This is a genomic window from Amycolatopsis silviterrae, assembly GCF_042684085.1.
Lineage (GTDB): Bacteria > Actinomycetota > Actinomycetes > Mycobacteriales > Pseudonocardiaceae > Amycolatopsis > Amycolatopsis silviterrae.
The window spans coordinates 377,779-396,640 of the sequence record NZ_JBHUKS010000008.1 but is presented as its reverse complement, the minus strand read 5'-3'; the positions used below and the strand labels follow the sequence as shown (position 1 = coordinate 396,640).

At 68.5% G+C, this 18,862-nt stretch carries 18 protein-coding genes and 1 tRNA gene; 8 read left to right on the top strand and 11 right to left on the bottom strand.

Features of this window, described 5'->3' with window-relative positions; genetic code table 11:
• Positions 1 to 121 precede the first annotated feature (121 nt).
• A complete protein-coding gene (locus ACFSVL_RS13875; protein WP_449224378.1) occupies positions 122 to 1,039 on the top strand; it encodes a metallophosphoesterase in 918 nt (305 codons plus the stop codon).
• Positions 1,040 to 1,068: 29 nt separating this feature from the next.
• Positions 1,069 to 1,142: transfer RNA gene (locus tag ACFSVL_RS13870), tRNA-Pro, on the top strand.
• Positions 1,143 to 1,354: 212 nt separating this feature from the next.
• Here the strand turns inward: ACFSVL_RS13870 and ACFSVL_RS13865 are convergent.
• Positions 1,355 to 2,098, bottom strand: coding sequence for a methyltransferase domain-containing protein (locus ACFSVL_RS13865; RefSeq protein WP_378304063.1), 744 nt, complete (start codon positions 2,096 to 2,098; stop codon positions 1,355 to 1,357).
• Between the two features lie 39 nt (positions 2,099 to 2,137).
• On the opposite strand from ACFSVL_RS13865, the gene ACFSVL_RS13860 reads away from it, so the two are divergent.
• A complete protein-coding gene (locus tag ACFSVL_RS13860; protein ID WP_378304061.1) occupies positions 2,138 to 3,985 on the top strand; it encodes a S9 family peptidase in 1,848 nt (615 codons plus the stop codon).
• 39 nt (positions 3,986 to 4,024) lie between these two features.
• Here ACFSVL_RS13860 and ACFSVL_RS13855 read toward each other — a convergent pair whose 3' ends face one another.
• From ACFSVL_RS13855 to ACFSVL_RS13835, 5 genes are all read right to left on the bottom strand, one after another.
• On the bottom strand, positions 4,025 to 4,651 hold the full coding sequence (locus ACFSVL_RS13855; RefSeq protein WP_378304059.1) for a TIGR03085 family metal-binding protein: 627 nt from the start codon (positions 4,649 to 4,651) through the stop codon (positions 4,025 to 4,027).
• A gap of 21 nt (positions 4,652 to 4,672) precedes the next feature.
• Positions 4,673 to 6,064: a glutamate decarboxylase gene (locus ACFSVL_RS13850; protein ID WP_378304057.1), complete on the bottom strand. Its 1,392-nt coding sequence runs from the start codon at positions 6,062 to 6,064 to the stop codon at positions 4,673 to 4,675.
• Between the two features lie 84 nt (positions 6,065 to 6,148).
• Positions 6,149 to 6,625 (bottom strand): Dps family protein, encoded by a 477-nt coding sequence (locus tag ACFSVL_RS13845; protein WP_378304055.1) that lies wholly within the window; start codon positions 6,623 to 6,625, stop codon positions 6,149 to 6,151.
• A gap of 25 nt (positions 6,626 to 6,650) precedes the next feature.
• Positions 6,651 to 7,073, bottom strand: a complete 423-nt coding sequence (locus ACFSVL_RS13840) for an organic hydroperoxide resistance protein (protein WP_354747490.1) — start codon at positions 7,071 to 7,073, stop codon at positions 6,651 to 6,653.
• 132 nt (positions 7,074 to 7,205) lie between these two features.
• The gene (locus ACFSVL_RS13835; RefSeq protein ID WP_378304054.1) at positions 7,206 to 7,778 is read right to left on the bottom strand and encodes an NADPH-dependent FMN reductase; all 573 of its coding nucleotides are present in this window, start codon (positions 7,776 to 7,778) and stop codon (positions 7,206 to 7,208) included.
• 129 nt (positions 7,779 to 7,907) lie between these two features.
• Here ACFSVL_RS13835 and ACFSVL_RS13830 point away from each other — a divergent pair, with 129 nt between their 5' ends.
• The gene (locus ACFSVL_RS13830; RefSeq protein ID WP_378304052.1) at positions 7,908 to 8,960 is read left to right on the top strand and encodes an alpha/beta hydrolase; all 1,053 of its coding nucleotides are present in this window, start codon (positions 7,908 to 7,910) and stop codon (positions 8,958 to 8,960) included.
• Positions 8,961 to 9,056: 96 nt separating this feature from the next.
• On the opposite strand, the gene ACFSVL_RS13825 is transcribed toward ACFSVL_RS13830, so the two are convergent.
• On the bottom strand, positions 9,057 to 9,614 hold the full coding sequence (locus ACFSVL_RS13825) for a hypothetical protein (RefSeq protein ID WP_378304050.1): 558 nt from the start codon (positions 9,612 to 9,614) through the stop codon (positions 9,057 to 9,059).
• A gap of 674 nt (positions 9,615 to 10,288) precedes the next feature.
• Between ACFSVL_RS13825 and ACFSVL_RS13820 the strand changes: the two genes are divergently transcribed.
• Positions 10,289 to 11,437 (top strand): MFS transporter, encoded by a 1,149-nt coding sequence (locus tag ACFSVL_RS13820; RefSeq protein WP_378304273.1) that lies wholly within the window; start codon positions 10,289 to 10,291, stop codon positions 11,435 to 11,437.
• A gap of 156 nt (positions 11,438 to 11,593) precedes the next feature.
• On the opposite strand, the gene ACFSVL_RS13815 is transcribed toward ACFSVL_RS13820, so the two are convergent.
• Entirely contained in the window at positions 11,594 to 11,971 is a 378-nt protein-coding gene (locus ACFSVL_RS13815) for a hypothetical protein (RefSeq protein ID WP_378304048.1), read from the bottom strand.
• Between the two features lie 58 nt (positions 11,972 to 12,029).
• A complete protein-coding gene (locus ACFSVL_RS13810; RefSeq protein WP_378304046.1) occupies positions 12,030 to 13,220 on the bottom strand; it encodes an RtcB family protein in 1,191 nt (396 codons plus the stop codon).
• 177 nt (positions 13,221 to 13,397) lie between these two features.
• Here ACFSVL_RS13810 and ACFSVL_RS13805 point away from each other — a divergent pair, with 177 nt between their 5' ends.
• From ACFSVL_RS13805 to ACFSVL_RS13795, 3 genes are all read left to right on the top strand, one after another.
• Positions 13,398 to 14,840, top strand: a complete 1,443-nt coding sequence (locus ACFSVL_RS13805) for a M48 family metallopeptidase (protein ID WP_378304045.1) — start codon at positions 13,398 to 13,400, stop codon at positions 14,838 to 14,840.
• A 96-nt stretch (positions 14,841 to 14,936) separates the two neighbouring features.
• Complete coding sequence (locus tag ACFSVL_RS13800; protein WP_378304043.1) at positions 14,937 to 15,953, top strand: DUF4034 domain-containing protein; 1,017 nt, start codon at positions 14,937 to 14,939, stop codon at positions 15,951 to 15,953.
• 57 nt (positions 15,954 to 16,010) lie between these two features.
• On the top strand, positions 16,011 to 16,505 hold the full coding sequence (locus ACFSVL_RS13795; protein WP_378304041.1) for a hypothetical protein: 495 nt from the start codon (positions 16,011 to 16,013) through the stop codon (positions 16,503 to 16,505).
• Positions 16,506 to 16,554: 49 nt separating this feature from the next.
• On the opposite strand, the gene ACFSVL_RS13790 is transcribed toward ACFSVL_RS13795, so the two are convergent.
• Complete coding sequence (locus tag ACFSVL_RS13790) at positions 16,555 to 17,595, bottom strand: aspartate-semialdehyde dehydrogenase (RefSeq protein WP_378304039.1); 1,041 nt, start codon at positions 17,593 to 17,595, stop codon at positions 16,555 to 16,557.
• A complete protein-coding gene (locus tag ACFSVL_RS13785; protein ID WP_037808437.1) occupies positions 17,595 to 18,860 on the bottom strand; it encodes an aspartate kinase in 1,266 nt (421 codons plus the stop codon). Before ACFSVL_RS13785 ends, ACFSVL_RS13790 begins: the two co-directional genes overlap by 1 nt.
• Positions 18,861 to 18,862: the final 2 nt, after the last annotated feature.

Here is an 18,862-nt window from a genome sequence, read left to right as displayed (position 1 = left end):
TGCGCCAAGCGTCACCGGCCACAGCGGACGACCCGATCGAACACGTATCCTCGAACATGTGAGCACGCTCGGTAACGCCAATCCGCCCGGGGGCACCGCGAAGCGGTTTGCCGTAGGGACCATCGCCCTCGGGGCCGCCACCCTCGGTTACGCCGTCGGAATCGAACGACGCCGCTGGACGCTGCGGACCGCCGAGCTGCCCGTGCTCGCGCCCGGCACCCGGCCGTTCACCATCCTGCACGTCTCCGACCTGCACATGCTCCCCGGCCACCAGGCCAAACAACGGTGGGTCGCCGCGCTCGACGAACTCAACCCGGACCTCGTCGTCAACACCGGCGACAACCTCTCCCACCGCACCGCGGTCCCGTCCGTGCTCCGCGCGCTCGGGCCCCTGCTGGACCGGCCGGGGCTGTTCGTCTTCGGCAGCAACGACTACTACGCGCCCAAGCCCAAGAACCCCGCGCGCTACCTCATGCCCCGCGGCAAAAAGAAGCGCATCCACGGCACCCAACTGCCCTGGCGCGACCTCCGCGCCGCCTTCGTCGAACACGGCTGGGTCGACCTCACACACGTCCGCCGCACCGTCGACGTCGGCGGCCGCGCCGTCTTCGCCGCCGGAGTCGACGACCCGCACCTGCACCGCGACCGCTACTCCGACATCGCCGGACCCGCCGACACCACCGCGGCCGTCCGCCTCGGCGTCACGCACTCGCCGGAACCGCGCGTCCTCGACACCTTCGCCACCGACGGTTACGACCTCGTCCTCGCCGGCCACACCCACGGCGGCCAGCTTCGCATCCCCGGCTACGGCGCGATCATCACCAACTGCGAACTCGACCGCAGCCGCGCCCGCGGCGCCTCCCGCTGGGGAGCCCGCATGTGGCTGCACGTCTCCGCCGGACTCGGCACCTCCCCGTACGCCCCCGCCCGCTTCGCCTGCCCGCCGGAAGCGAGCCTGTTGACGCTGGTCCCGCGTGGTTCCGGGGCGTCCGACCCTCGCAAACCAGCCCCGCGTAAAGCCGCGAAACCCGTCCGCTAGACTTACTCTCGACCCGCTAAGCAGTACCTCGGGGTGTGGCGCAGCTTGGTAGCGTGCCTCGTTCGGGTCGAGGAGGTCGTGGGTTCAAATCCCGCCACCCCGACTGGTGAGTGTGAGGGCCTTGTGTCTGCAGAAAGCGCAGACACAAGGCCCTCACTACGTTGTGCCCTCTGGGGGTCGGACCCCCAGACCCCCGCCAGGGGGCACGCCCCCTGGACCCCCGAAGGTGCGTCGGGTGCGGTTCTCGGGGTGGTTGGCCCTCGTGAGTGTCTATGCCGGTTAGAACCGGGATTAGCACTCACGACCCCTACCGGGTTAGCGGGTGGCGGTTAGTTCTTGCCAGCATTGGTGGAAGTCACCGATTGCGGTGGTGCGGGTCCAGGACCAGGCGGAGCGGGCGGCGGACGTTAGTTGGTCGTGGTCTTTGGCCGGGGGTTCGGCTAGGGCTGCGGCTAGGCGGGCTTCTACGTAGGTTGCCAAGGCTCGGTAGGTCAGGTCTTCCCGGTAGCGCGAGCGTTCGGTGATGTTGGTGAAGCCCGCGGTGGCTAGTTTGGCGGCTATGGTGCGGCCGCAGAAGGGGTCGCCGCCGTGGCGGCGGCGTAACAGGTAGTGGCCGCGCAGGGCGGCGTCTACGTTTGCGGTTCTGGGGCGGATTTTCGCCCGGCTCCAATCCGAGGTGGATAGAGCCAAGTGCCCGCCGGGGCGGAGTACTCGTCGAATTTCGGCCAAGGCTGCTAGCGGGTTTGCCAGGTGCTCGAAGAGTGCGTGCGAAAAAACAATATCCACTGACGCCGCCGCGAAAGGGAGGGCGTAGGCGGATGCGTTGACGTAGTCCACTGTGGATGCGGCCGGGAGTAATGGGTGGTGGATGTCTATGCCTATTACGTGGCAGGCGGGGGCTAAGGCGGTGGTGATGGAGCCTTGGCCGCAGCCTAGGTCCAGGACTCTTGCGCCGGGGGTGAAGAGCGGTTGGGCGAACGCGGCGCGGTCACTCGCTGTGCGCGTGTTCATCATTGACAGCGCGTCGTGGGCATAGCCCGGCGCGTAACCCTCCAGCACCCCGCACAGAGTACGGGTGAGAGGTGGCAGGATCGAGGGGTGAGCACGCAGTCAGGCAACCAAAATCCGCCCGCGGTGGTCCCGGACCGCCTGTTCGACGACGCCGAAACCGAAAAGCGCTGGCTGGCGCGGTTCCACGCGCCGCGCATCTCGGTGCCCGAGTGGGCCCGCGACGCGCCCGACGCCAACGTGTACGTCTCCAACGCCAGTGGCGTATGGGAGGTTTACGCGTGGGACCGGGCCACCGACAGTCACCGGCGCGTCACCAACCGGCCCAACGGCACCCTGCACGCGACCCCCGCCCCCGACGGGACGGCCATCTGGTGGTTCGACGACACCGACGGCGACGAATTCGGGTCTTGGCGCAGCCAGCCGTTCAACGGCGACAGTTCCGCCGCCGTCAAGGCCCTGCCCGATATTCACGACGGATATCCGGCCGGGCTGGAGATCGGCAACCGCGTGATCGCGGCCGGCGTCTCCACCGATGACGGCAGCGAGCTTTTCGCGAAAATCGACGGCGTTACCGAACGTTTTTATCAGCACGCGGACGACGCTGGAATCGCGTCGATGTCCCGCGACGAAAGCCTGCTCGCCATTTCCCATTCCGAGCATGGGGATTCGCGGCATCCGGCGTTGCGGGTGCTGTCCACCGACGGGTTCGCCACCGTCGCCGAGAAGTGGGACGGCGAAGGAAAAGGCTTGCAGGCACTGGAGTTCTCGCCGCTGCCCGGCGACCAGCGTGTGCTGGTCCTGCACGAACGCCGCGGTCGTGAGGAACTGCTCGTGTGGGACGTGCGGGCGGACACCGAAACCGAACTGCGAATCGATCTGCCCGGCGAGGTCGTCGCGGACTGGTATCCGGACGCGCGCGCGTTGCTGGTCGTGCACTTCCACGAGGCGCGCAGTTCGTTGTACCGCTACGACCTTGACACCGGCGAACTGTCCGCAGTGGACACTCCGGCTGGCCGGATCGGCGGCGCGGGCGTGCGACCGGACGGGACCATCGAGTACTCGTGGTCCAGCGCCGCGGAACCAGCCGCGGTCCGCGCCCGCGCGACCGACGGCACTGACGCCGTACTGCTGACGCCTCCGGGCGAGCGCGCACCGGGTTCGGCACCGGTCACCGACGCGTTCGTGGAAGGCATCGGCGGCCGGATCCACGCGCTGGTTTCCCGCCCGGCAGACGCCCCCGAAGGCCCGCTGCCCACGGTGTTCTCACTGCACGGCGGCCCGCACGCGGCCGACGAGGACCGCTTCTCCGCCTACCGTGCGACCTGGCTGGACGCCGGATTCGCCGTGGTCGAGGTGAACTACCGCGGCTCCACCGGTTACGGCTCGGCCTGGCGGGACGCCATCGAAGGCCGCCCGGGCCTGACCGAACTGGAGGACGTCGCGGCGGTGCACGACTGGGCTGTCGAAAGTGGACTGTCCGATAAGGACAAGTGCGTGGTGAACGGCGCTTCGTGGGGCGGATACTTGACCCTGCTGGCACTGGGCACCCAGCCGACGCGATGGGCGGCCGGAGTCGCGGGCGTGCCGGTGGCCGACTATGTGGCCGCCTACGAGGACGAGATGGAGCAGTTGCGCTCGTTCGACCGCGCGTTGTTCGGCGGCGCCCCGGAAGACGTGCCGGCGGTGTACCGCGAATGCTCGCCGCTGACGTACGTGGACGCGGTGGCCGCGCCGGTGCTGATCCTGGCCGGCGACAACGACCCCCGCTGCCCGATCCGGCAGATCGAGAACTACCTGGACCGCCTCGCCAAGCGCGACGCGCCCCACGAGTTCTACCGCTACGACGCGGGGCACGGATCGCTGGTGATCGCGGAGACGATCAAGCAGACGTCCATCGAGGTGTACTTCGCCTTGCGGGCGCTGGGGATGCGCTGAGGGTTCGGGCTGTCCAGGGGTTTCCTGGGCGGCCCGGCCTCACAGCCCGCGCTTAGCGCCCTTCAACCGCTCCACCGCGGCATCGTCACCCTCGTAAGACACCTGCACCGCATCCCGCCCAAAGACGAACAGCAGTAGTTCCACCGGCTCGCCCACCACAGTCACCACTGGAGCCCCGGACTTCACCGAAGCCGACTGGCCGTCCGGGGTCCGCAGGACCACCCCGACCGGTGACTTGCGCAGGTTCAGCTTCGCCGTCCGGGTGGCCAGCCGCCAGGCCGCGCTGTCTCGCGAAGGGTCGGGTGGGCGTGGGGTCCACTCCGGTTGTGCCCGACGGACATCCTCGTGGTGCACCAAGAACTCAGCACTGTTCGTCGCCTCGTCCACCGGGCCGATCGAGGTCGGCCAGAAGCGGGACGGGCCTCGGCGCACCTGGGCGACCAGGTCGTCCCACGGGCGCGCCGCGACGCCGTCCTGCACCTTCTGCGTGTGGCCGGCCAGCGCGGGCACCACGATCCCGGGCATCGCGTCCGGCCGGTGTTCCCGTACGACCAGGTGCGCGGCCAGGTCCCGCGTCTGCCAGCCTTCGCACAGCGTCGGGGCGTCCGGGCCGAGCTGCTCGAAGAGGTCGCTCAGCGCTTGGCGTTCATCCTTGGCTAGGCCCATACCAGCCAGGTTACTCGCCAGTTAGTGATGGAAGCCGGTCGATGTGGCGGGATCGTGCTGCGGGGACGGCTGGCGGCTCAGCTCCGGCAGCACGCGCTTCAGGTCGCCGAGCAGCAGGTCCGCCAGGTCGTGGGTGAAGCCGTTGCGGACGACGACGCGCAGAACCGCCAGGTCGGTGCGGTTGTCCGGGAACGTGTACGCGGGCACGAGCCAGCCGCGTTCGCGGAGGCGGCGGGAAACGTCGAAGACGTCGAACGCGGTGACGTCCGAGCCGGTGGTGAAGGCGAACACCGGCAGCTGGTCGCCGTGGGTGAGCAGTTCGAATGGCCCCAGCTTCGAGATCTCGTCGGCCAGATACATCGCCACGTCGCGCGAAGCTTGTTGCACCGCACGGAAACCTTCGCGGCCCAGCCGGACGAAGGTGTAGTACTGCGCGGCGACTTCCGAGCCAGGGCGGGAGAAGTTGAGTGCGAAGGTCGGCATATCGCCGCCTAGGTAGTTGACGTTGAAGACCAGCTCTTCCGGCAGCGCTGCCTTATCGCGCCAGACGACCCAGCCGACGCCGGGGTAGACGAGGCCGTATTTGTGCCCGGAAGTGTTGATCGACGCGACGCGCGGCAGCCGGAAGTCCCACTCCAGGTCCTCGTCGAGGAACGGGGCGATCATCGCGCCGGACGCGCCGTCGACGTGCACGGGGATGTCCCAGCCGGTCCGCTCCTGAAGCGCGTCGAGGGCGGCCGCGACCTCGGCGACCGGCTCGTAGCTACCGTCGAAGGTGGACCCGAGGATCGCGACGACGCCGATGGTGTTCTCGTCGCAGAGCTTCACCGCTTCTTCCGCCGACAGGTGATACCGATCGCCCTCCATCGGCACCAGGCGCGGCTCGACTTCCCAGTATTCGCAGAATTTTTCCCAGCACACCTGGACATTGATGCCCATCACCAGGTTCGGCTTCCCGGTGCGGCCCAGCTTCGCCCAGCGCCGCTTCAACGCCATGCCGGCGAGCATGCAGGCCTCGGACGATCCCGTGGTCGAGCAGCCCATGATGTCGGTCGGATCGGGCGCGTGCCACAGATCGGCGAGAATGTTGACACAGCGCCGTTCGAGTTCGGCGGTCTGCGGATACTCGTCCTTGTCGATCATGTTCTTGTCGACGCATTCGGCCATCAGCTCGCGCGCCTGCGGTTCCATCCACGTCGTGACGAACGTGGCGAGGTTGAGCCGCGCGTTGCCGTCGAGCATCAGCTCGTCGCGCACCAGCTGCAGCGCGGTGTCCGGCGGCAGCGAATCGTCCCGGAGCCGGTCGCGCGGCATGGTGAAGTCCGCGGCGAGCGCCGGATTGCTCCCGGCGTACAACGGATTCGTGCCGGTCTTCCGGTCTGCCCGATCTTGTTTCCCCTGATGCAGCACCATGGCTGCGAACCTACCCGCGCCGGCCTCCGGATGCGGGAAAGCCGCCCGCGACAAGGGCGGACGGCTTTTCTCCGGAGAGCGCGGTCAGGCTTGCTGCGCCTGCCACATCCAGTGCGCCTCTTCCAGCGCGCGGGTGATCTCGATGAGCAGATCCTGCGTCACGAGGTCGCTCTTGTCGGTCTCGTCGATGCGCTTGCGGAGCCGTTCGATCAGCGTCGCGAGCGTGTCGACGATCGCGGCGATGGTCGAGTCGACGGACTGCCAGTTGTCCGGGTACTCCGGCGCACCGGAGGTCGCCACGACGGTTTTCGCCTTGCCGTTGGGCGAAACCCCGATCGCGGCGGCGCGCTCGGCCACCTCGTCGACATACTGCCGCGCGGTCGACACCAGCTCGTCGAGCTGAAGGTGCGCGCTGCGGAAGTTCTGGCCCACCACGTTCCAGTGCGCCTGCTTCGCGATGAGCGAGAGGTCGATCAGGTCGGTCAGCGTCGCCTGCAGCGCGTTGCCGGTGATCTCCTTGTCCGCGTCGGACAGCGGGCTCTTGATGGGGGAAGTAGTCATCTCGGGTGTCCCTCCTCAGTCTTTGTCAGACGGTGGTGGTCAGCTCCACCTCGATGTTGCCGCGGGTCGCGTTGGAGTACGGGCAGACCTGGTGGGCCTGCTCGACCAGCTGGTCCGCGTCGGCCTTCGCCAAGCCGGGCAGCGACACGTCGAGCCGCACGCCGAGCTGGAACCCGACGTCCTTCTTGAAGACGCTCACCGATCCGGTGACCGTCGCCGCCGGCAGCGCGACCTTCGCCTGCCGGGCCACTGCCTGCAGCGCGCTCAGGAAACACGCGGAGTACCCCGCGGCGAACAGCTGCTCCGGGTTGGTTTTGTCCCCGCCGGGACCGCCCATCTCCTTGGGGATCGCCAGCGACTCGTCGATCACGCCGTCCGAGGACGTCACGTCGCCGTTGCGGCCTTCTCCTCGCGCGGTCGCGACGGCGGTGTAGATCGGCTCGGCCATGCGTGTTACCTCCTCGTCGGGACGCCTCCGGAGTCAGCGTCTCAATGAGTTCAACACTCCGCATTCGCGGAACAGTGCCCCGGCATGGCAGTCATCACCCCAGGAATAACCGGGATGCGGGGAGGCGAAACGTCAGCGCGCGCGAAGCAGTGCGTGCTCCGCGACCTGCTCACCGATGAGCCGCAGCGTGCGGACGCTCTTCTCGTCGGACGCGCCGCCGCCCTCGTCGAACTTCGTCTCGGCGGAGTTGATGGAACCACCCAGCGGAGTGGCCCAGCCGCGCAGCGCGTGCGTGATCGTGCGGAGCTGTTCGAGCGTGGTGACCGCGGCCTGCCAGCCGTACGCGACGGCGGCGAGACCCACCGCGCGGCCGTCGAGGTAGGGGCGGGTGTCCTCGCGGAGGTCTTCGACGTAGTCCAGGGCGTTCTTGACCAGGCCAGACAGCCCGCCGTGGTAGCCGGGCGAGACGACGATGAGCCCGTCCGCCCGGCGGATGCCCTCGATGAGCTTCCGCGCGCGTTCGTCCCGCTCCGCGATGGCGGTGTCGTAGAACGGCAGGACCAGCTCGGGACCGGGGATCAGCTCGGTCACGACGCCGCGTGCTTCGGCGGCGGCGAGCGCGATACGCAACGCGCGTTCGGATTGCGAGCCCTCTCGCAGGGAGCCACCAATGCCGAGTACCCGGACCGTTTTCGCGGAAGTCACAGGTCGAGGCTAACCCCTCGACCTAAGTAGAGGACCAGGATCTGAGACGGAGGCCTGAGTCACACACCGACTGGACCAACGTACCTACTGACAAGTAACCTCGGCTTATCCGGCGTTCGAGGAGGAACGATGGCCATTCCGCTGCAGGTCCGCGCCCAGGCTGCCGCCGCGCAGGTGTTGTTCTGGCTGCCCCGGCCGGTGCGCAGACTGATCGCCGGAGCGCCGCTGCGGCTGGACGGCCAGGAACTGGCCCTCGACGCCCAACTGCTGCTGCGCCTGCAAAAGCTCTCGGGTGCGGCGCTGGTCAACGGGTCGGTCGAGCGGTCCCGCGTAATGCTGGAACTGGGTCAGCACCTGGTCAACGGCAAGCGGATCGAGCCCGTCGCGACCCGCGACGTCGCCATCCCGTCCGGCGACGCGGCCCTCGACGCCACCCTCTACACCCCGGCCGGACTGCCCGAACCGTCCCCGCTGCTGGTGTTCTTCCACGGCGGCGGATGGGTCATCGGCAGCCGGGCTACGCACGACAACGCCGCCCGCTACCTCGCGAAACACGCCGGGGTCCGGGTGCTGTCGGTGGAGTACCGGCTCGCGCCGGAAAGCCCGTTCCCCGGTCCGGTGGACGACGCGCTGGCCGCATTCGACTACGCGCACGCCAAGGCGGCCGAACTCGGCGCGGACCCGGACCGGATCGCGGTCGGCGGCGACAGCGCGGGCGGCAACCTGTCCGCCGTCGTCGCGCTGGAGGCGACCCGGCGCGGCGGCCCGGCACCCGCGTTCCAGCTGCTGATCTACCCGGCGGTCGACTTCACCACGCGACGCCGGTCCCGCGAACTGTTCGGCGAGGACCTCTTCCTCACCGACGAGGCGATGGTGTGGTTCGAGGGGCATTACGCGCCTGAGGGCGTCGACAAGGCGGATCCCCGGATGTCGCCGCTGCTCGCGTCTGACCACAGTGGACTCCCGCCGGCCTACATCGTGACCGCGGGCTTCGATCCGCTGCGCGACGAAGGCGAGGCGTACGCGGAAAAGCTGCGTGCGGCGGGGGTTCCGGTAGCCCTCAGCAGGCAGGCCGACCTGATCCACGGCTTCCTCAACTTCGCCGGGGTCGGGACGCGGTTCCGGGAGGCGCTCGCCGAGATGGCCGGTGCGCTGCGGGTGGGGCTCGCCAACCGCTCGTGAGTGTTTATGCCGGTTAGCACCGGCTCACGAGGCCGGACATGGAACGGAGCCTGGCGCGGCGAACCGCACCAGGCTCCGGGCCTTTTCTCCTCCCGGTCAGGTCCCCGGCACGGGCACCGGGGCAGGCACCGGCGGTGCGGGCAGTGGCGGCGTCGGCACCGGAAGCGGTGGCACCGCCGCCCCGCCGAGCAGGCCGCCGAGCAGGCTGGTGACCGCGGCGAGCAGGCCCTTGACCAGGTCGCTCACCGCCTTCAGCGGTCCGGGCAGGTCCGGCAGCGGCGGGATCGGCAACGGCGGGATCTGCCGCGGCGTCGCCGTCGGGTCGCCGAGGAGCCGGTTGGACTCGTCCGCGCGGACCTTCGCCGCCGACGAGATTTGCTGGGTCTCGGATTGGACCTGGTACCGCTTGCCCGCCGCGATGTCGGCGAGCACCGGGCTGAGCCGGTCGAGGTCCGCCCTCGTCTTCGCGACATCGCCCGCGTAGGCCACCTTGGTCAGGTCGTCACGCATCTGCAGTACTTGTGCGGCGACGGCTTGCGTGGCCGAGGAGCCCTTGCCTCCCGCCGGGCTCGCGGAGGCCATCCCCGAAGTGCCGACGGCCAGCAGACTGCCGGCGGCGACCACAGCGATGATCCGCCCGATCTTGCCTTTCATTCTTTACCTCCCTGGCCTCTGGGACCTGACGGGTAAATCGATACCCGCCGTGTCGGCCCAACACCAGCCGATCACCGGATAGGGAGCTTTTCTAACCCTTACGTGCCGAATCCAACGGCCGGGAACCGGCCCGCAATTGATTAACGTGGATGGCTTGCGCGTCCCCCGACAATGACAGACCCCGGGACCTGAATCTGACTCATAGTAGCCGGATTGCCCGAATGGCGGCATTGCTCACTCACACGGGGGCAGTTCGTGATCGATTACCTTCATCACCCCGTCGGGATGCGGGATCTCGCTCGTCCAACCGTGGGTGTCCCCCACGCACGCACCGCCGCCCGCATTCGGGTCCGCTCCGCCTTTTCCCGGAAATCCCTGCCGCTTCGACCGGAAAACTCCAAGGTCGGCGCAGAAATATGAAAAACTGTTCACTCATCCACGGGAATAATGCTTTTTCGCGTTGCCGATGAAGTTAGCACCCAGGTCGCGTACGCATTTTCCGGCCCCGCCGAACGCCTGCGCGACACCCGGCCGGGGCACCGGTCAACCCCTGGCCGGGTGTGACGAAAAGAAGTTGCACGCTCGTACCAACTCTTGCTCTCATGGGGTACGTGCCTTTTCAGCCGTATCGCCGCGTCCTGAGCGTCCCCGGAGTCCGCCCGTCGATGGTGCTGATGTTCTTCGCACGGGTGCCCATGACGATGACCGGCGTGACGCTGACGCTGTACGTCGTCAGCGGCCTGGGCAGGGGCTACGGCGCGGCGGGCATCGTCGGCGCGGCCGTCACGCTGGGCATGGCGCTGGGCGCGCCGATGATCGGGCGCACCATCGACCGGTACGGGCTGCGCCCGGTCGTCGCGGTGTGCGGGCTGTCGTCCACCGCGTTCTGGTTCGCGGCACCTCATCTTTCGTACGCGGCGCTGGTGGTGTGCGCGCTGCCGGCCGGTGTGCTGTCAGTGCCCGCCGGTTCGCTGGCGCGGCAGATCCTGGCCGCGCTCGTGCCCGCCGAACAGCGCCGCGCGGCGTACTCGCTGGACACGATCCTGGTCGAGGCGTCGTTCATGATCGGCCCGGCGGCCGGGATCGCGGCGATCTCGTCGCTGTCGGCGACGCTGACGCTGAGCGGCATCGGCACCATCTTCGGCATCACCGCGCTGCTGATCTTCCTGCTCAACCCGCCGATCCGGAACGAGGACGAACTGGCCCCGACCGGCACCGCGCGGCCGCCACTGCGGTCGTGGCTGACCGGACGGCTGCTGGCGACCCTGCTGATCGCCGCCGGAACGCTGTTCTGCCTGGTCGGCACGGAGGTCGCGACGCTGGCCGCGCTGCGCGCACACGGTGACGTCGGCTGGACCGGCCTGGTCATCGCGGTGATGTGCGCGGCGTCGATGATCGGCGGCATCGTGCACGGCGCGGTGCGCAAGTCGCTGCCGCAGGGAATGCTGATGCTGCTGCTGGCGCTGCTGGTGATCCCGGTCGGGCTGGCGACGCAGCCGTGGTGGCTGCTGATGCTCCTGCTGATCCCGACGAACCTGGTCTGCGCCCCGACACTGGCGGCCACCACGGAGGCGGTGAGCGCGCTCGCGCCGCCCGCTGTCCGGGGAGAGGCGATGGGGCTGCAGGACGCGTCGACCCGGCTCGGGCTGGCCGCGGGGAGTCCGGTGGTCGGGTTCGCGATCGACCATTCGAGCCCGGCGTGGGGGTTCGCGGCCGCGGGGTTGGGCGGGTTGGCGCTGGCGGCGCTGGGGCTGGTGTGGTCGCTGCGGCGGCCTTCGGCGCGGATGCCTTCGCTGGCTGCGGCGGTTCGGGCACGTCGCTGAACTGGGGCAGGCGGCTGGGTCGGCTGCTGCTCAGCGACCCCAATGTGGCGTTGGTTGCGCTGAACGCACCCAATGTGGCGTTCGGTGCGTGGAACGCACCCAATGCCACATTGGGGGCACGCTAGCGACCGCCAGGCAGCCAGCGCAGGGGGTGGGTCAGGTGCAGGCCTTCCGAAGCCCGTCCAGCTTTTCCAGATTCCGCTTCGTCCACCGGGCGATCACGCCGGCGTCCTCGATGCGTTCCTTCTGGACCTGGACGTACGAGTCGGCCATGCCGAGCAGGGCGTTCTTGACGTCCTCCTCCTTGACGTCCGCCGCCAGTTCGCGGAGGCGTTTTTCCTTGTCCTGCGCGCGGGCTTTGAGCTTTTCGCCGTCCACCAACGGGTTCAGGTCGGCCAAGCCGAGCGCCTCGCTGCACGCGGAGACCTTGTCCACCGCCGAATTCGCCTGATTGACCGCCGAATCAACCTGGTCGCATCCGGCGAGCAGTGTCGCGGCCGCGGCCAAGGCGACGGCGATCCCCCAGTTCTTCATGCACCTCAGCCTAGCGGGTCCCGCGGGCGAACCACCCCAGTTCGCCCGCGGGACCGTCTCAGCCCTTCACGCACACGACCTGCTTGAGGTGCGCGACTACCTCGACCAGGTCGGTCTGTGCCTTGATCACCGTCTCGATGTCCTTGTACGCGGCCGGGATCTCGTCGACGACCCCGGTGTCCTTGCGGCATTCCACGCCCTCGGTCTGCGCCGCGAGATCGGCGGCGGAGAACGTCTTGCGGGCCTTCGTCCGCGACATCCGCCGTCCGGCGCCGTGGGACGCGGATTCGAACGACGCGGTGTTGCCCAGTCCGCGCACGATGTACGAGCCCGTTCCCATGCTGCCGGGGATGATCCCGAGGTCGCCGGAGCCGGCCCGGATCGCGCCCTTGCGGGTGACGAGCAGGTCGACGCCGTCGTAGGTTTCCTCGGCGACATAGTTATGGTGGCAGCTGATCGCGTCGTCGAACGTGGTTCCGGGTACGACTTCCGCGACCGCGAGCTTCACCAGCGCGACCATCGTCGCCCGGTTCCGTGCCGCGTAGTCCTGTGCCCAGAACAGGTCTCGCCGGTACGCCTGCATCTCCGGCGTGTTGGCGACGAACACCGACAGGTCGGGGTCCGGCAGGTCCCGGTTGTGCGGCAGCTTCCGCGCAATCGACATGTGCCGCTCAGCGAGTTCCTTGCCGATGTTGCGCGAGCCCGAATGCAGCATCAGCCAGACCCGGCCCTCGTCGGCTCCGCCCTGTTCGAGGCAGACCTCGATGAAGTGGTTGCCGCCGCCGAGGCTGCCGATCTGCCGCGCCGCCCGGTCGTGCAGGTCCTGGACGCCCTCGTGCAGGTCGCCGAACGACTTCCAGAACGTGTCCCAGCCGCCGACGCCGTGCACCTTCGCGGTGTTGACCGGCGTCTTGTGCAGGCCGAACCCGACCGGCACCGCCGATTCGATCCGCTTGCGCAGCTTGCCGAGGTCGTCCGGCAGGTCGCTCGCGGTGAGCGAGGTCCGCACCGCGCTCATCCCGCAGCCGATGTCGACGCCGACCGCCGCCGGGGACACGGCGTCGCGCATGGCGATGACGCTGCCGACCGTCGCGCCCTTGCCGTAGTGGACGTCGGGCATCACCGCGACGCCGTGCACCCACGGCAGGTTGGCGACGTTGCGCAGCTGACGCATCGCCTGGTCTTCGACCGACGCGGGGTCTGCCCACATCCGAATCGGAACCCGCGCGCCGTCCACCGCCGTGTACATGACTTTCCCTTTCTCAGACCGGAGTTTGCCCAGTCAGCATCCGGCACCGCGCCGCTGGCGACAACGGGTTTTCCGGCGCCGTGGCACGAGTGAAACGAAAACGGCGCTGGCGTCGATATCGGGCTCGGACGACCGGTTCGCCCAGGGTGCCGGTCTTGGGGAGGATTCCGTTTTTCGATGAAGAACTCGTCGCGGGCGTTGCTCGCTGTCTTGTTGCTGGCCGGGTTCCCGGTGCTGATGCTCGTCGTCGCCGGACTGCTGATCTGGCTGGAAGTCGCCGCGTTCCAGCGTAGTCCGTTCTCCGCGGTGCGGCTCGGCGTGTTCGTGGGTCCGGCACTGTTTGTGCTGTTCAGCGCCCTGCTGACGTTCGAGCGGACCCGCGACGACGACGTGGTGGGCGTGCCCGTCACGCCTGCGGAACAGCCCGGGCTGTGGGCGACCGTTCGCGAACTCGCCAGCGAGGTCGGCACCCGGCCGCCGGATGAGATTTATCTGGTTCCCCACGTCAACGCGGCGGTGTACGAGGAGACGCACTGGATGGGGCTGCGCGTGCGGCGGCGCCGGATGCTCATCGGCGCGCAGCTTTTCGCCGGGCTGAGCGTCAGCCAGATCCGCGCCATTCTCGGGCACGAACTGGGGCACTACAGCAATCGGCACACCCGGTTCGCCGGTGCGACCTACCGCGGACAGCAGACGATCGGGCGGGTCCTGAATGGACTCCACCGGTCGGCCTGGTTGCTGCGGCCCGTCTTCAGCGTTTACGCCGCGATGTACTTCCGGGTCTCGATGCGAGTAAACCGGGAACGGGAACTCACCGCGGACACCGATTCCGCACGGGTCGCGGGCACCACGGCCGCGACCACCGCGTTGCGCGAGGCCGAAGTGCTCGACACGGCGTGGCGGCTCTTCCTGCACCAGTACGCGGCGATCGGCTGGACCGCGGGTTATCTGCCGGAGCGGATGACCGAGGGCTACCAACTGCTGCTCACCGACGGGAAACGCGCGGGGGAATTCGCTCCCCTGCGGGAAAATCCGTCCTCGGAGCCAGAATCGAAGTACGACAGTCACCCGCCGACGTCCGAACGGATCGCGCTGCTCGAAGCCGCTCCGGCCATCCCCGTGCCACCCGGCGGCGAGCGACCGGCGACGGATCTCCTCCGTAACGGAATGACGCTGCTCGACTCCGTACTGGCGACCGGCTTCACCGAGGAAGCGTCATCGAAGAAGAGGCTCGACTGGGCCAGCCTGGTCGACGTCGGAATGCGCAACTCGAATCAGGTTGAGGCGCTGAGAATTCTCCGCAGCCGCAGCCTCGACGACCTGCTCGATCTGCTCGACGCCGGACGCCTTGAGGACATCGCCGACCTCACCGCGCCGCCGGAAGCCAAGGCACGGGCGAAGCGCGAGTTTTACCGTCCGCAGGTCCACAGTCGACTGTCCATTGTGGTGCACACGCAGCTTGCCAAAGCCGATGCGGCGCACTGGGAACTGTCTTGGTCTGGTCCAGCGAAGCTGGTGCTAGCCGAACCGTATGCCACCGAACTGGATCCCGCCATCGACGCGGCGATCGACGGGGACACCGCTCCGCTCCGCGCGTTGCTCGCCCCGGTTCACTCCTGAGAGGAAAACCCCTTGCTAGGACTTATCAAGCTGTACACCGTTCCGAAATATCGCCGGATGATGAAGGCGGTCGCGAAGGACGCGAAGCAGCGCGGAATGAGCACTTTCGAATTCATGGACACACTCGGCCAGGAGGACCTGGCCCGCTACCTCACCCCGCCGATCAAGCAGACGGACGCCGCCCGCTTCGGACTGCCCGCGGACGACGAGATTACCGACGACCAGGTGCTGGCCGACCCGGTTCGCGCCGCACGAGACGCCTATCTGGCCGGAGAATGGCAGCCGGGCGCCGACCTGCTGGCCGGAATCGGCACGGATTGGGACCGGCGCGGTACCGCGGTGAGTGTCCTTTCGAAGGTCGCGGCCGATGACGACACCGCGTTGAAAGCCTGGCGCACCGCCCGGCCCGACGACCCGGACGCCGCCATCGTCCATGCGGACTCGCTTACGAATGTGGCCTGGCAGATCCGGACCGCGCAGCGGGCGAGCAACGTCAGCAGAGAGCAATTCGCCGGTTTCCAGCGCGTCCTCGAACAGGCCGACGAGGCCTGCCAGATCGCCGCGGAACTCGCCCCGGACGACCCGACGCCATGGGGGAAGCGGTGCTCGATCGCGATGGGCCGCCAGTACTCGCGCGACGATTTCCGCGAAATCTGGGCTGGCGTGATGGCACGCGACCCGCTGAACGTCGCCGCGCACAGCCGCGCGATGCAGTACTGGTGCGCGAAGTGGTTCGGCTCGCACGAGCTGATGTGGGAGTTCGCCGAGGAAGGCGCGGCGAAGCATCCGAAGCTGGCGTGGCTGCCCTTGGCGGCGGCGTTTGAAATGTGGGCCTCGGATGTCAAGAACCCGTGGCAGGACAAGCGGGTCGAGCAAGCGCTCGACACGTTGCTGCCCTGGCTCGACGGCGAGGGCCGGGACGCCCCGGAGGCCCGGGACAGCCGCGCGTTCGCCGCCCGCGCGCTGGTGGAACTGAAGCGCGGCGAGGAAGCGATCGAGCAGTTCCGCCGCCTGGGCGCGCACGCGGACGGCTTTGTGTGGTCCTACAACGCGTTCGGCTCCGTGCACGAGTTCCGGAAGATCCGGAGCCGCGCCTGCCGGCTGGCCAGGTAGCGGGGACCGGTCCCGGACGACCGGTGCTCTCCTGACCCGGTTCCCGAACCTGAGGTGGTGTCCGCGGTGTACCCGTCCAGCCCTTACCAGCCGATGCCCGCGTCCGGACCGAACGCGGAGCAGGAGGTGCTGCGCGGAATCCGGACGATGCGCTTGGCGATCAGCGGCCAGGCCGTGCTCTACCTGGCGCTCGTCGCGTTCGTCGGGTTCCTGCTCAGTCTTGGCGGCACCTCGGACGCGGTGGCCCTGCCGGTGGCGATCATGGCGATCAACGCGGCGCTGACCATCGCGCTGGTGGTGTGTGCCGTTCTGCTGGGCAAGCGGCAGCGCAAGGTCATGCTCACGCTGATCTGGCTGGAGTGCGGGTTCATCGCGATGCTGCTGCTCGGCCTGATTCTGACCTTCGCCACCAGCTCCGGTGCCGGGGGCGCACCGGTCGGGCTGATCCTGTGGGGGTTCCTGATCCAGGCCGTGCTGCGGCCCCTGCAGAAGCCGGAACTCCGGGCCGCGTTCGGGCTGAAGCCGATCAAGCCGCGGCAGAAGAAGAAGTGAAAACTGCCCGGCCCCTGGACAAGGGACCGGGCAGTTTTCGCAGAGAAAATCAGCGGTTCTGCGCCACCAGTTCGGCGATCTGCACCGTGTTCAGCGCCGCCCCCTTGCGGAGGTTGTCGGCGGAAACGAACAGCGCCAGCCCGCGACCGTCCGGGACGCCCGGGTCGGTGCGGATGCGGCCGACCAGGCTCGGGTCGATGCCGGCGGCCTGCAGCGGCGTCGGCACGTCCGCCAGCTGCACGCCCGGCGCGGTCGACAGCAGTTCCGTCGCCCGCTCGACCGACAGCGGCCGCTCGAATTCGACGTTCACCGACAGCGAGTGCCCGGTGAACACCGGCACCCGCACGCAGGTACCGGACACCAGAAGCTCCGGGATGCCCAGGATCTTCCGGCTTTCGTTGCGCAGCTTCTGTTCCTCGTCCGTCTCGAAGGTGCCGTCGTCCACAATGGACCCGGCCATCGGCAGGACGTTGAACGCGATCGGCGCGACGTACTTGGCCGGGGCCGGGAATTCGACCGCCGAACCGTCGTGGGTGAGCGACGCCGCGCGCGTGGCGACCGCGTTCACCTGCGCGGCCAGCTCGTCGACGCCGGCCAGACCGCTGCCGGACACCGCCTGGTAGGTGCTCGCGATGATCCGCACCAGGCCGGCTTCGTCGTGCAGCGGCTTGAGGACCGGCATCGCGGCCATCGTGGTGCAGTTGGGGTTCGCGATGATCCCCTTGCGCGCATCCTTGATCGCCTCCGGGTTCACCTCGCTGACGACCAGCGGCACGTCCGGGTCGCGGCGGAACGCCGACGAGTTGTCGACCACGATCGCGCCCGCCTCGGCGAACCGCGGCGCCTGCTCGCGAGAAGTCGCGCCACCGGCGGAGAACAGCGCGATGTCCAAACCGGACAGATCAGCGGTCGCGGTGTCCTCGACGGTGATTTCCCCGTCGCGCCACGGCAACGTGCGTCCCGCCGAGCGGGCCGAGGCGAAGTACCGGATCTGCTCGATCGGGAAGTTCCGTTCGTCGAGCAGCTTGCGCATCACGGCGCCGACCTGGCCGGTCGCCCCGACCACCCCGACGCGAAGACCCTGCCCCATCAGCGACCACTCCCCGCGTAGACGACGGCTTCCTCGTCGCCGCCCAGTTCGAACGCCTCGTGGATCGCGCGCACGGCCTCGTCCAGCTGCGCGTCGCGGATCAGCACCGAAATGCGGATCTCCGAGGTGTTGATGATTTCGATGTTGACGCCCGCGTTGGCCAGCGCCTCGCAGAACGTCGCGGTGACGCCGGGGTGCGAGCGCATGCCCGCCCCGACGAGCGACACCTTGCCGACGTGGTCGTCGTACAGCACCGACTCGAAGCCGATCTCCGCCTTGATCTTCTCGAGTTCCTTGACCGCCTTGGCCCCGTTGGCCTTCGACAGCGTGAAGGTGATGTCGGTGCGGCCGGACGACGTGCTGGACACGTTCTGCAGCACCATGTCGATGTCGATCTCGGCGTCCGCGACGACCCGGAAGATCTTGCCCGCCGCGCCGGCGTGGTCCGGCACGCCGGTCACGGTGATCTTCGCCTCCGAGCGGTCGTGTGCCACACCGGTGATCAGCGCTTGTTCCACGGGGATCTCCTCGATCGATCCGGCCACCGTGGTGCCCGGCTTGTCGCTGTAAGAAGAACGGACTCGGATCGGCACGCCGTAGCGGCGCGCGTACTCGACCGACCGCAGGTGCAGGATCTTCGATCCGCTCGCCGCGAGTTCCAGCATCTCCTCATACGGGATGGTGTCGAGCTTTTTGGCGTCCGGCACGATGCGCGGGTCGGCCGAATACACACCGTCCACATCGGAATAGATCTCGCAGACATCCGCGTTCAGCGCGGCGGCCAGCGCCACCGCGGTGGTGTCGGAACCGCCCCGGCCGAGCGTCGTGATGTCCTTGGTGTCCTGTGCCACGCCTTGGAAACCGGCCACCAGCGCGACGTATCCCTGCTCCAGCGCCTCGGTGACGCGGCTCGGCGTGACGTCGATGATGCGCGCGTTGCCGTGCACCGAGGTGGTGACCACGCCCGCTTGGGAACCGGTGAACGACCAGGCTTGCGCGCCCTGTGCGGAAATGGCCATCGCGACCAATGAATTCGAGATGCGCTCACCGGCGGTGAGCAGCATGTCCATTTCCCGCTCCGGCGGCGCCGGGTTCACTTGCTGCGCCAGATCGAGCAGCTCATCAGTGGTGTCGCCCATCGCCGAGCACACGACGACCACGTCGTTGCCCGCCTTCTTGGTCGCGACGATCCGTTCTGCCACGCGCTTGATCCGGTCGGCACTTTCCAGCGACGATCCGCCGTACTTCTGGACCACGAGGGCCACGC

Excerpts from the sequence above, each read along its gene's own strand:
- ACFSVL_RS13855 (WP_378304059.1), bottom strand. The coding sequence starts at position 4,651 with ATGGGCCTAGCCAAGGATGAACGCCAAGCGCTGAGCGACCTCTTCGAG.
- ACFSVL_RS13850 (WP_378304057.1), bottom strand. The coding sequence starts at position 6,064 with ATGGTGCTGCATCAGGGGAAACAAGATCGGGCAGACCGGAAGACCGGC.
- ACFSVL_RS13845 (WP_378304055.1), bottom strand. The coding sequence starts at position 6,625 with ATGACTACTTCCCCCATCAAGAGCCCGCTGTCCGACGCGGACAAGGAG.
- ACFSVL_RS13840 (WP_354747490.1), bottom strand. The coding sequence starts at position 7,073 with ATGGCCGAGCCGATCTACACCGCCGTCGCGACCGCGCGAGGAGAAGGC.
- ACFSVL_RS13830 (WP_378304052.1), top strand. The coding sequence starts at position 7,908 with ATGGCCATTCCGCTGCAGGTCCGCGCCCAGGCTGCCGCCGCGCAGGTG.
- ACFSVL_RS13825 (WP_378304050.1), bottom strand. The coding sequence starts at position 9,614 with ATGAAAGGCAAGATCGGGCGGATCATCGCTGTGGTCGCCGCCGGCAGT.
- ACFSVL_RS13820 (WP_378304273.1), top strand. The coding sequence starts at position 10,289 with ATGTTCTTCGCACGGGTGCCCATGACGATGACCGGCGTGACGCTGACG.
- ACFSVL_RS13815 (WP_378304048.1), bottom strand. The coding sequence starts at position 11,971 with ATGAAGAACTGGGGGATCGCCGTCGCCTTGGCCGCGGCCGCGACACTG.
- ACFSVL_RS13810 (WP_378304046.1), bottom strand. The coding sequence starts at position 13,220 with ATGTACACGGCGGTGGACGGCGCGCGGGTTCCGATTCGGATGTGGGCA.
- ACFSVL_RS13805 (WP_378304045.1), top strand. The coding sequence starts at position 13,398 with ATGAAGAACTCGTCGCGGGCGTTGCTCGCTGTCTTGTTGCTGGCCGGG.
- ACFSVL_RS13800 (WP_378304043.1), top strand. The coding sequence starts at position 14,937 with ATGAGCACTTTCGAATTCATGGACACACTCGGCCAGGAGGACCTGGCC.
- ACFSVL_RS13790 (WP_378304039.1), bottom strand. The coding sequence starts at position 17,595 with ATGGGGCAGGGTCTTCGCGTCGGGGTGGTCGGGGCGACCGGCCAGGTC.